The 11,939-nt window shown below is 53.3% G+C and carries 9 protein-coding genes; 8 read left to right on the top strand and 1 reads right to left on the bottom strand.

The window, feature by feature from the left end:
- Positions 1 to 110: 110 nt before the first annotated feature.
- Positions 111 to 419 (top strand): putative quinol monooxygenase, encoded by a 309-nt coding sequence (locus tag EAH77_RS01085; RefSeq protein ID WP_140469963.1) that lies wholly within the window; start codon positions 111 to 113, stop codon positions 417 to 419.
- Positions 416 to 1,423: a Gfo/Idh/MocA family protein gene (locus tag EAH77_RS01080; protein WP_140469962.1), complete on the top strand. Its 1,008-nt coding sequence runs from the start codon at positions 416 to 418 to the stop codon at positions 1,421 to 1,423. The genes EAH77_RS01085 and EAH77_RS01080 overlap by 4 nt, the downstream gene beginning before the upstream one ends.
- 12 nt (positions 1,424 to 1,435) lie before the next feature.
- Here the strand turns inward: EAH77_RS01080 and ftrA are convergent, their stop codons facing one another.
- Positions 1,436 to 2,446: a transcriptional regulator FtrA gene (gene ftrA, locus EAH77_RS01075; protein WP_140470333.1), complete on the bottom strand. Its 1,011-nt coding sequence runs from the start codon at positions 2,444 to 2,446 to the stop codon at positions 1,436 to 1,438.
- A gap of 128 nt (positions 2,447 to 2,574) precedes the next feature.
- Here ftrA and EAH77_RS01070 point away from each other — a divergent pair, with 128 nt between their 5' ends.
- The 6 genes from EAH77_RS01070 to ansP all read left to right on the top strand — a co-directional run bounded on the left by EAH77_RS01070 (position 2,575) and on the right by ansP (position 11,879).
- Positions 2,575 to 4,059 carry an MFS transporter gene (locus EAH77_RS01070; protein WP_140469961.1) on the top strand — a complete coding sequence of 495 codons (1,485 nt, stop codon included), beginning with the start codon at positions 2,575 to 2,577 and terminating at the stop codon, positions 4,057 to 4,059.
- Positions 4,060 to 4,328: 269 nt separating this feature from the next.
- Entirely contained in the window at positions 4,329 to 6,206 is a 1,878-nt protein-coding gene (gene bglF, locus EAH77_RS01065; RefSeq protein WP_140469960.1) for a PTS beta-glucoside transporter subunit IIABC, read from the top strand.
- A gap of 25 nt (positions 6,207 to 6,231) precedes the next feature.
- Positions 6,232 to 7,629 (top strand): glycoside hydrolase family 1 protein, encoded by a 1,398-nt coding sequence (locus tag EAH77_RS01060; RefSeq protein ID WP_140469959.1) that lies wholly within the window; start codon positions 6,232 to 6,234, stop codon positions 7,627 to 7,629.
- A 142-nt stretch (positions 7,630 to 7,771) separates the two neighbouring features.
- Positions 7,772 to 9,157 carry a carbohydrate porin gene (locus tag EAH77_RS01055; protein ID WP_140470332.1) on the top strand — a complete coding sequence of 462 codons (1,386 nt, stop codon included), beginning with the start codon at positions 7,772 to 7,774 and terminating at the stop codon, positions 9,155 to 9,157.
- Between the two features lie 163 nt (positions 9,158 to 9,320).
- On the top strand, positions 9,321 to 10,169 hold the full coding sequence (gene licT / locus EAH77_RS01050; RefSeq protein ID WP_140469958.1) for a BglG family transcription antiterminator LicT: 849 nt from the start codon (positions 9,321 to 9,323) through the stop codon (positions 10,167 to 10,169).
- A gap of 228 nt (positions 10,170 to 10,397) precedes the next feature.
- Entirely contained in the window at positions 10,398 to 11,879 is a 1,482-nt protein-coding gene (gene ansP / locus EAH77_RS01045; protein WP_140469957.1) for an L-asparagine permease, read from the top strand.
- Positions 11,880 to 11,939: the final 60 nt, after the last annotated feature.

The raw sequence follows: 11,939 nt of genomic DNA, 5'->3' as shown, positions 1-11,939 counted from the left end.
GGAGTGTCGATATATTAATAATATTGGCTTTTCATTTTTTGCTCTGCTAGAAAGAGAGATTATTTATGCAAGGCTGAACCTTGCTTCATCTGCAAAACCCCTGGGGAAATATGTTTATTCAAGGTCACTTTGTTAACGCCGAGATCCGCATCAAAGAGGATGTGCAGATCAACGATGCACTTGCCGCTATTCATCAATTTTGTCTCGATATGAACAGCGAAGCCGGGTGCTCTTTCGCTATGGCGTTGCAGGACAAACAGGATCCGCGCCGCATTATTCTCTGGGAGCGCTATGAGGATGAGGCCGCTTCACACCGTCATTTTGATGAACCCCATACCCAGCGCTTTATCCAGTCTGGTTTCACTGAGTTTGTCCAGGCGACGCTGTGCCAGTTACCGGAACAGGAGCCTGCCGCATGACCACGACCAAACCACTCAACTGGGGCGTGCTCGGCACCAGCTTTATTTCCGGCATCATGGCCGATGCGATTGAGCAGCATGATGGTTCTACACTGTATGCCGTGGCCGGGCGTTCGCCCCAAGGGCTGGCAGACTTTGTGCAGCAGCATCCGGTACAGCAGCAGTATGACCACTACGATGCATTGATTAACGATCCTGATGTTGACGTGGTGTATATCGGCCTGCCGAACCACATTCATCATGAATATGTGATTAAAGCGGCCAACGCCGGTAAAGCCATTCTGTGTGAGAAATCGCTCTCTGTGAATATGGCCGACACCGATGCTGCGCTGGATGCGGTGGCACGCAACGGGGTGTTTTTCCTCGAAGGGTTGATGTACCTGACCCATCCTTTCGCCACGCAAATCGCCGACCTTATCCGCGCCGGTACCCTGGGGGAGATTAAATCCATCAATGCCAGCTACTGCGCGTCAATCGCCCAGTTCGTCAATCCTGGCAGTAAAGGGGCTATCTACAACCTGGGTTGCTATCCGGCATCACTGATTCATCTGGTGATGCAAAATGCCAGTGCCGATGGCCAATGCCCGGCGTGGAGCCTGACGGCCCAGGGCCGACGCAATAGCGACGATAATGTGTGTGAAACGGCGTCGGTGATCCAGTTCGCCAACGGTACGCTGGCACAGCTGCACTGCGCGGAAGATTACGGCATGTTCTGGGCGTTCTCCGTGGCCGGTACCCAAGGGCGTATGGAGGTTATTTCCAATCCGTGGCTGCCCGAAGCGCAGGGCAACCAGATCCGCGTGCTGCCCTATGAAGGGGAAGGCGAGCCGCAGACTTACTCGCTGGATGCGAAAGGAGATGCATTCCATTATCAGGTGCGTCAGGTATGGCAGGCGCTGAAGGCGGGTGAGGTTGCTCTGAACCGACCAGCGGCGCGCCCGGCGGACTCCCGCGAGATCATGCAGCTGTTGACTGAGTGGGAAAGCAACACAGTCTGCCGGTAAGGCGCTATGTCGTTATAAGGTCAGCGCGCGGTCACTGAATTGCTGGCGGTAAAGCGTCGGCGTGGTGCCGAGGCGCTGACGGAAGTGGTGGCGCAGGCTTTCTGGTGAACCGAAGCCGGACTGCTCGGCCACACGGTCAATATTTAGCGTGCCGCTTTCCAGCAGCGCACAGGCTTTTTCCAGCCGCACACCGAGCATCCATTCGCCCGGCGAGGTGCCGGTGGCGTCATGAAAACGGCGCAGGAAAGTACGGCGGCTCATACCGGCTTCGGCCGCCAGTTGGTCAATGGCCAGTGGTTTATTCACACGGGTGCGCAGTTCGTCCAGCAGCGGTGACAGCGTTTTGGCCGGGCGCACCGGCACCGGTTGTTGAATTAATTGCGCCTGACTGCCTTCACGGTGCGGCGGCGTTACCATGCGCCGCGCAGTACGGTTGGCAACGTCAATACCGTAATCGCGCCGGATCAGATGCAGGCATAAATCGACACCGGCAGCCCCGCCGGCAGAGGTGATCACACTGCCTTCATCGACATAAATCATGCTGTGTTCCACCTGAATTTTCGGAAACCGCTGCGCCAGCGCGTGCGCGCTGTTCCAGTGCGCGGTGGCGCGTTTGCCGTCCAGCAACCCTGCGGCCGCCAGCACAAAACTGCCTGCACAGATGGACACAATCCGCGTGCCCTGTGCATGGGCTTTTTGCAGCGCCACGATCAACCGCTCAGTGGCCGGTTCATCAATACTGCGCCAGCCGGGGATCACAATGGTTCCGGCATCCTCGAGTAATTCCAGACCGCCATCCACCACCAGCCGTACACCGCCCTGTGCGCCAAAGGTGCCTTCTTCAACCGATGCTACCTCGAGATCATACAGCGGCTGCCCGAGTAGCTCATCGGCCCGGCCAAACGCTTCGACCGCAATACCGAATTCAAAGGTGCATAAACATTCGTAAGCCAGCAGCACCAGCCGCCGGTTACGGGGCGCAGCAGCAGAGGCGGGCATGGAGATTTTCGTCAGGGCAGTCATTTTTGGCATAAAAGGCAGGATTCACAGAAGTTGGCATAATCTTGACGATACATGGCATCCGGGCTGATTTCCACCGTGACGCACTTCTTCCATGCTGGCGCTCTCTTAACGCTTTGCAGGAAATGTTCATGAAGAATGTATTGGCTCTGACCGCCGTTTGTTTGGCGGCATTGATGTCAGGGCTGGAAATCTCCAGCGTGCCGGTGATCCTGCCCGTGCTGGAAAAAAAGATGCACGCCAGTTTCAACGATCTGCAATGGATCATGAATGCTTATACGTTGGCCTGCACCACGGTGTTAATGGCCACCGGCACCCTGGCTGACCGTTTCGGCCGCAAACGTATTTTCATTATCAGCATCATCGCTTTCGGGCTGACGTCGCTGATGTGCGGGCTTTCGGGCAGCGCGGCGTGGCTCATTGCCGGGCGTTTTTTGCAGGGGCTGAGCGGTGGCGCGATGCTGACCTGCCTGATCGCTATTCTGTCGTATCAGTTTCCGCATGGCAAAGCGCGCAGCCGGGCATTTGCCGCCTGGGGCATTATCTTTGGTTTCGGGCTGGGGTTCGGGCCGATTATCGGCGGTGCACTGGTGGCGCTGTTCAGCTGGCAGTGGGTGTTTTTGGTTCATGTGTTCATTGCGTTGGTGACACTGATTTTAGCACTGGGAAATGTGGTGGAATCCCGCGATATGAACGCGAGAAAACTCGATATTGGCGGGCTTGTGACGTTGTCACTCGCGGTATTAGGCACCACGTTTCTTATTACGCAGGGCAGCAGCCTTGGCTGGCAAAGCGTGTCGGCACGGGCAATTGCGCTGGTTACCGTATTAAGCGCCGTGCTGTTTGTCAGGATTGAGAAACGCCATCCGCACCCGATGTTCGATTTTGCCGTGTTCCGCATCCGGCGTTTCTCTGGTGCGCTGATGGGGTCGGTGGGCATGAACTTCAGCTTCTGGCCGTTGATGATTTATCTGCCGGTCTATCATCAGAGCGGTCTGGGTTATGGCAGCGTGGCAACCGGGCTGGCGCTGCTGGCCTACACCTTACCGACGTTAGTCATGCCGCCGCTGGCCGAGAAACTGGTAGCGCGATACGGCGCGGCGAAAGTCATTCCGCTTGGCCTGTTCGCTATCGGCGCGGGTTTTATGTTGATGAAATACGCCGCCGCGCACGGCCTGACGCTGCTGCCCGGCGCGCTGTTGGCAGGAACGGCGCTCGGGCTGACTAACACGCCCGTCACCAATACCACCACCGGATCGGTGCCGGGTGACCGCGCGGGGATGGCGTCGGGGATTGATATCAGTGCACGGCTGATCACGCTGGCTATCAATATTGCGCTGATGGGAAGCCTGCTGGTGGCGGGTATTGCGGTCAGCCTGCGCGGGCGTTTGCCGTTACCGGTGGTGGAAGGCGATTTGTACCGGTTGGCCGAACGGATCGCCGGTGGCGCAGAATTGAATACGGCGCAAAGCGCAGCCCGACAGGCGCTGATTGACGGCTTCGGTGGCGTACTGCTTTATGGCGCGCTGGGCGTCTGGCTGCTGGCGCTGGCCAGCTATCTGCTCTTCAACTGGCGGATTAATTGTCCACGCGAATCACCTGAAGCCAAAATCTGAAGTCCGTCACAAATTAAGCGTTCCGCGGAATTTGCTACTTGTATCTGACGCGGGTTCGCAACAAAATCATTGCCAGAAAACAGGATTGTTACTGTTAATCAGGCAAAACCTAAACTTTCTGCTTCTTCACCCCAACGGTGGAAGAGGCATGAAGTTTAGGTTTTTTTTTGGCCTGAAATCAGCGACATCCTTTTACTCAGACTCTTAACGGCAATGTCGTGCACGACGCCATTTCATTCGCAGAAAAGTCATTATTACGAGATAACTTAATGGAATACACAATATTAGCGGAAGAGATCCTCTCGGGTGTTGGTGGCCGGGAGAATGTGAAAAGCGTGGTGCATTGCGCCACTCGTTTACGCTTCAAACTTAAAGACACCACTAAGGCGAATGCACAACGGCTTAAGCTGAATCCGGGTGTGATCATGGTGGTGGAGAGCGGCGGGCAGTTTCAGGTGGTGATCGGTAATCACGTGGGTGACGTGTTTAATGCACTGAATCACGGCGCTGAAATAACCGAAACGCCGGGATCAGAGCAGCCTGGCAGCGAGGGGCTGTTTGCGCGCCTGATCGATGTTATCTCCAGTATTTTCACGCCATTTATCGGCATTATGGCGGCGTCGGGTATTTTGAAAGGATTTCTGGCGCTGGCGATGGCCTGCCACTGGACCTCAGCCGAAAGCGGCACCTATAAAGTGTTGTTTGCCGCCAGTGACGCGATGTTCTATTTCTTCCCGCTGATCATCGGCTATACCGCCGGTAAAAAATTCGGCGGGAATCCCTTTATCACCATGATGATCGGCGGCGCGATGATGCACCCACTGATGATCACTGCTTTTAACCTGTCGCAGCAAGCTGGCGCGGTATCCGAGCATTTTCTCGGCATCCCTCTGGTGTTTATTAATTACGCGTCATCGGTGATCCCCGTTATTCTTGCCGCGTGGGCATCCAGCTGGCTTGAGCGCAGGGTGATGAAAATATTGCCTGGTGCATTACGTAACTTTATTACGCCACTGATCTGTCTGGCGGTGATCGTTCCGCTGACTTTCCTGGTGATTGGCCCGTTGGCCACCTGGGCGAGTCAGCAGCTGGCGCACGGTTATCTGGCGATTTACAACGTCAGCCCGGTGATTGCCGGTGCATTTATGGGAGCGTTCTGGCAGGTGTGTGTGATCTTCGGGCTGCACTGGGGGCTGGTCCCGCTGATGATTAACAATCTGAGCATCCTGGGCCATGACACCATGCTGCCGCTGTTGCTGCCTGCGGTGATGGGACAGGTCGGGGCCACGCTGGGTGTGATGCTGTATACGAAAGATGCGCGCACCAAAGCCTTGGCAGGTTCAGCCATCAGCGCCGGGATCTTCGGTATCACCGAGCCTGCAGTTTATGGCATCACGCTGCCTAATCGCCGGGCGTTTATCTTCGGCTGCGTTGGTGGTGCCATAGGGTCGGCGATCCTGGGGTATTTCCACACGACGGCGTACTCTTTCGGCTTCGCCAACATCTTTACTTTTACGCAGGTTATCCCGGCGACGGGCTTTGACAAGACGGTAACCGCCGCGATTGTCGGGACTCTGGCCGCCCTGATTTTTGCCGCCGTCAGCACCTATCTGTTTGGTCAGCAAACCAGGCAACCGGTGATTGAGGTGACACAAGCCCCGGACGCGGTTCCGGCCAGCATCGTCCGCGAAAAAACGGCTATCAGCAGCCCACTAAGCGGAGCACAGGTTGACCTTGCCGATGTACAGGACCCGACGTTCGCCAGTGGTTTGCTGGGGAAAGGCGTGGCGGTAAAACCGACGGTCGGGCAGGTGTTTGCACCAGCGGACGGCGTGATTGCCTCGCTGTTTCGCACCCATCATGCAATAGGCATTGAGTGCGACAACGGCGCAGAAGTGTTGATCCACGTCGGCATTGATACCGTCAAACTCGACGGCCAGTTCTTCACACCCCACGTTAAGGTTGATGACGTGGTGAAACAGGGTGACTTGTTGCTCGAGTTCGATATGCAGGGCATTACCGCAGCGGGTTATGACCTGACTACGCCGGTGATTATCACCAACAGCGACGACTATCTGGATGTCATTCCTGCGAGCAGCGGGCAGGACATCACGCAAAATGCACCCTTACTGACACTTTTACGTTAATTTCGTTTCTTTAGAGGAGGTTCCAATGAATTTACGTTTTCCTGATGGTTTTTTATGGGGCGGCGCGGTTGCTGCAAATCAGGTTGAAGGTGCCTATTTGACTGACGGCAAAGGGCTGTCCACTTCAGATCTGCAACCTAACGGTATCTTTGGTGACATTAAGCCGCGTGTGGAAGGTGATTTCGGCGTCAAGGATATCGCTATCGATTTCTATCACCGTTTCCCGCAGGACATGAAGCTATTTGCCGAGATGGGTTTTAGCGTACTGCGCACTTCAATTGCCTGGACCCGAATTTTCCCTGAAGGGGATGAAACGCAGCCGAACGAGGCGGGCCTGGCATATTACGATCGCCTGTTTGATGAGATGAAAAAGTACGGCATTACGCCTCTTGTGACGTTGTCACATTATGAGATGCCTTACGGATTAGTGAAAAAACATGGCGGCTGGGGCAGTCGTGACACCATCGACTTCTTCGAGAACTACGCCCGCACGGTCTTCCAGCGCTATCAGCACAAAGTGAAACACTGGCTGACCTTCAATGAAATCAACATGTCGCTGCATGCACCCTTTACTGGCGTGGGTTTACCGGAGGGCAGTGACAAGCAGGCCGTTTATCAGGCTATTCACCATCAGTTGGTGGCCAGTGCCAAAGCGGTCAAAGCCTGCCATGAGATCATCCCGGACGCGAAAATCGGTAATATGTTGCTCGGCGGTATGCTTTATCCGCTGACCTGCAAACCCACTGACGTGATGGAAACGTTGCAACAGAACCGCGACTGGTTGTTCTTCGGTGACGTGCAGGTGCGCGGTTATTATCCGGCTTATATGAAACGATTCTTTAAGCAGAATAATATTGCACTGACTATCACCGAAGAGGATAAAGCGGCGCTGAAAGAGACTATCGATTTCATCTCCTTCAGTTATTACATGACCGGTTGTGTGACCACTGACGAAACGCTAAACAACAAAGCCCGCGCTAATATTCTCAATATGGTGCCAAATCCGCATTTGGCGAGTTCCGAATGGGGCTGGCAGATTGACCCGGAAGGCCTGCGCTATCTGATGAACGAGCTGTATGACCGTTACCAGAAACCGCTGTTTATCGTCGAGAACGGTTTAGGCGCACGCGATACCGTCGAAGCCGATGGCAGCATCAACGATGATTACCGCATTCAATACATCAATGACCATCTGGTCCAGGTGCGTGAAGCGATTGAAGACGGTGTGGAAGTGATGGGTTACACCAGTTGGGGACCCATTGATCTGGTCAGCGCCTCAAAAGCAGAGTTCTCCAAACGCTACGGCTTTATTTACGTTGACCGTGACGATCAGGGGAATGGCACGCTGGAACGTCGCCGTAAAAAAAGCTTCTACTGGTATGCCGATATTATTAAAAATAACGGTGCGACACTTAAAGCATAATTAATCTCTATAACGGCTTAATTGAATTCCCTCAATTAAGCCGGTTTTTTAAATAATTAAAAAGCAGATGCGACCTATTTCGCAGGGATTTCTATGTCCTGCGGATGAGTAAAATAATAAAATGATCAATAAGGTTATCATGATGAAGCCCCATTCAAATACTCTTATTCCTACCCGCAGTAAAATACGATGCGCCGCTGTCATCGCCGGTTGCCTGACGCTCCCCATATCTGTTCAGGCAGAAACTGCCTGGAATGGTACCGTGCTTGGCTTTGAGGCTCAGCCGGAAGGTATGCTGGGCGATATGCTCGGTATTCGTCCTATTCTTGAAAATAACGGTTTTCATTATAATCTGGGTTATTTGAGTGAATCCGCTTATAACGCGGGTGGCGGATATAATCATGATAAAAAGACCGCCTATATTGATCAGTTTTCACTGACGTTCACTCAGGATCTCGAAATGTGGACCGGTATTCCCGATGCCGCCATTGAAGGCAATATTGTTAATCGTAATCATAATGACAATATGACCACTGAACGCACGCAAGACCCTCGCGTTTCGTTTAATGATATTGCACAGGAGAGTTGGGGAGGACAGTCAATCACCCGCCTCGGCTGGCTGACTTTTGCCCGTAGTTTTGACGATCGCCGTTTGCACTGGCGTATCGGTATGATGAATAAAAATCAGGACTTCGACCAAATCATTCCCTGTGATTTTCAGGTGCTGAACCAGTGCGGCGGGAAATCGGCGAACTCTTTAACCTGGTACAATTGGAATGTTCACTATTGGGGCACCACCGTTCAGTATAAATTGACGCCGGAACTGACGTTAAAAACCGGTGTGCTGGAACAAAACCCGCAAGCGCCGGCTCGAAGCCATGCCTGGAGCTGGTCAACCAAGGGCAGCAAAGGTGTGCTGTTGCCGGTGGAAGCTGAATTGAAAACCACGGTCAACGGTCTGCCAGGAATTTATAACCTCGGCGTGCTGTTTACCAATGCACCGCAGCAGGACCTGTCTGAGGGGAAATCCCAAAGCAATGGGGCAACCGATCCCGAAGGGTATGACAGCCATGACCGCACCTGGTTTATGTATACTGGTTTTAACCAGCAGATCACGCAAAGAGACGGTGACCCAAACCGGGGGATGAGTCTCTCCTACAGCCTCGGAGTCGGTGACCCGCGCAGTAATTATATTCATTACTCTCAGGCTGCATCCATGCGCTATCGCGGTCTGTTTGATGCCCGTCCAGATGACTGGCTGGGGTTTGGCGTGACTTACATTAAAATGAGCGATCACTACCGCCAGAATCAGGTCAACATCAATGATTTCAATCAGGTGGATGACTACGGCAATGCGCTTTATCGCCCGCTGCCGGGGCATTCTGTGAATGCTGATTTTTACTATCAAATAAAAGTCAGGCCATGGCTGATTCTGCAACCTGACCTACAATATTGGTACCGTCCGGCGGGTATTAAAGAGACGCAGGATGCATGGATAACCGGACTGAAGGCCATCGTCACCTTTTAAAATTCCAGACACTGGCGATCTTTATCACGTTTGTAGCAAGCCGCCGTTGAGACGGCGGCCAAAGCTGATAAAATTCGTCGCTGGATTGTTACTGCTCCGGCAGGCAAAACCTGATCACCCTAATGTCCGGGCGGTCAGGTTTTTTTGTTTTCAGGGGAAGCAAATGAAAATCGCCAAAATACTTAATAATAATGTGGTGGTAGTGCTTGATGAACAGCTGCGTGAGCAGGTGGTGATGGGCCGCGGGCTGGCTTTTCAAAAACAGGTTGGGGACAGCGTAGACGACAGCAAAATTGAGAAAATTTTCGCGCTGAAGAATGATCAACTGGTGGCACGGCTTGCCGAATTACTGGGTCATATTTCGATAGAGGTGATGACCACCTGTGACCAGATCATTCAACTGGCCAGCCAACGTCTGGGGAAATTACAGGAAAATTTGTACATTGCGCTGACCGATCACTGCAATTTTGCCATCGAGCGGCAAAAACAGGGCGTGCCTATCCGTAATGCGCTGCTGTGGGAAACGCGGCGGCTGTACCCGAAAGAGTACGCTTTGGGGCTGGAAGCGCTGGAGATGATCGACAGCAGGCTCGGTGTTCGTCTGCCGGTTGACGAAGCCGGATTTATTGCCCTGCATCTGGTCAATGCGCAGCTCAACGGTGAAATGGCAGAAGTGACGCAAATCACCAAGGTGATGCAGGAAATTCTGCATATGGTCAAATACCAATTGCGGCTCGACTATGACGAAGAATCTCTGATTTATCAGCGATTTGTCACCCATCTTAAATTTTTCTCCCAGCGTATGCTCAGCCGTTCTGTGGTCCCTGACGATGACCTGATGCTGCACGTCGCGGTGAAAGAGAATTACCCCAAGGCCTGGGCTTGTGCCGAGAAAATAAGTGCCTATTTGACCGCGCATTATCAGCGTGAACTCAGTACCGAAGAGATCATGTATCTGTCGATTAATATAGAAAGAGTGCGTAAAGAGAGCCGGAACGCAGACGGGCATTAAGCACTTTTTGGCTAGAAAATTTTTGTCACGAATTATGAGTGTTCACAATTTTACCCTACGTTTTTTTTTGCCACCAATGGTGAGAACGGGTAGCATCCAACGCCGGAAATGTACTGATATAGCGTCAGACTAAAAATAATACAGCGGCAGAGCCGTGCAAACGTCAGCATCTGCAATCGTTTGCCTGTAAGGACATCAGGCATCGGGCATTTTGGAGAACAGGATCGAATGCGATTACATAGAAAGTCTGCTGAGGCGAAACAAGCCGCCAAGCGACGTTGGTTGGATTCACATGACGACGGGTATCACAAAAGCATGGGCAATCGTCAGGTTCAGATGATTGCTATCGGTGGCTCTATCGGTACGGGGTTATTTCTCGGTGCTGGTGCGCGTTTACAAATGGCCGGTCCGGCACTGGCGATTGTGTATGCGGTGTGCGGTATTTTCTCTTTCTTCATCCTCCGTGCACTGGGCGAACTGGTGTTGCACCGCCCAACCAGCGGCAGTTTTGTCTCCTATGCTCGTGAGTTCCTCGGCGAGAAAGCCTCGTATGTGGCTGGCTGGATGTACTTCCTCAACTGGGCGATGACCGGCATTGTGGACATCACCGCCGTCGCGCTCTACATGCACTACTGGGGCACGTTCGGCGATATCCCGCAGTGGATGTTTGCCCTCGGTGCGCTGGCGATTGTCGGCACCATGAACATGATCGGCGTGAAGTGGTTTGCCGAAATGGAGTTCTGGTTTGCGCTGATCAAAGTGGCAGCGATTGCGCTGTTCCTGATTGTCGGTGTGGTGGTACTCGGTACTGGCAAGGAGGTCGGCGGTAATGCGACCGGCCTGCATCTGATCACCGACAACGGCGGGATCTTCCCGCACGGTCTGTTACCGGCGCTGGTGCTGGTGCAGGGCGTGGTGTTTGCCTTTGCGGCTATCGAGTTGGTGGGAACCGCCGCCGGTGAAACCAAAGATCCTGAAACCGTGTTGCCGAAAGCCATTAACAGCGTTATCTGGCGTATCGCGCTGTTTTACGTCGGTTCCGTGGTGCTTTTGGTGCTGTTGCTGCCGTGGAATGCTTATCAGGCGGGACAAAGTCCGTTCGTGACCTTCTTCAGCAAACTGGGCGTGCCGTACATCGGTACCATCATGAATATCGTGGTATTAACTGCGGCACTCTCGAGCCTTAACTCTGGTCTGTATTCCACCGGGCGTATTCTGCGCTCCCTGTCGATGGGCGGTTCTGCGCCGAAGTTCATGTCAAAAATGAATTCGCAACAGGTGCCTTACGCCGGGATCCTGGTCACCGTATGCATCTACATCATCGGTGTGGTACTGAACTACTACGTACCGTCGCAGGTATTTGAGATCGTACTGAACGTGGCATCTCTGGGTATTCTTAGCTCGTGGGCCTTTATCATCGTTTGCCAGATGAAACTGCGTAAAGCCATCAAAGAGGGCAAGGCCAAAGAGGTCTCCTTCAAGATGCCATGGGCACCGGTCACGTCCTGGTTAACGCTGGGTTTCCTCGCCAGCGTATTAGTCCTGATGGCCTTTGACTATCCGAACGGCACCTTCACGATCTCGACCATTCCTATCATCATTCTCCTGCTGGTGCTTGGCTGGTACGGTTTGCGTAATCGCGCCAAAGAGGTGCAAGCCGCACAGGTTGCCCACGAAGAAGCGCATCATGCGAGTGAAGAGAATAAATAATCACTGACGGCTCCGGCTGATGTGAAGAATGCGAAGGGCGCGGCTTAATTGCTGCGCCCT

Source organism: Ewingella americana (assembly GCF_006438725.1).
Taxonomy (GTDB): domain Bacteria; phylum Pseudomonadota; class Gammaproteobacteria; order Enterobacterales; family Enterobacteriaceae; genus Ewingella; species Ewingella americana_A.
The sequence above is the reverse complement of the archived record's forward strand: the minus strand, read 5'-3'. Positions and strand labels throughout refer to the sequence as shown.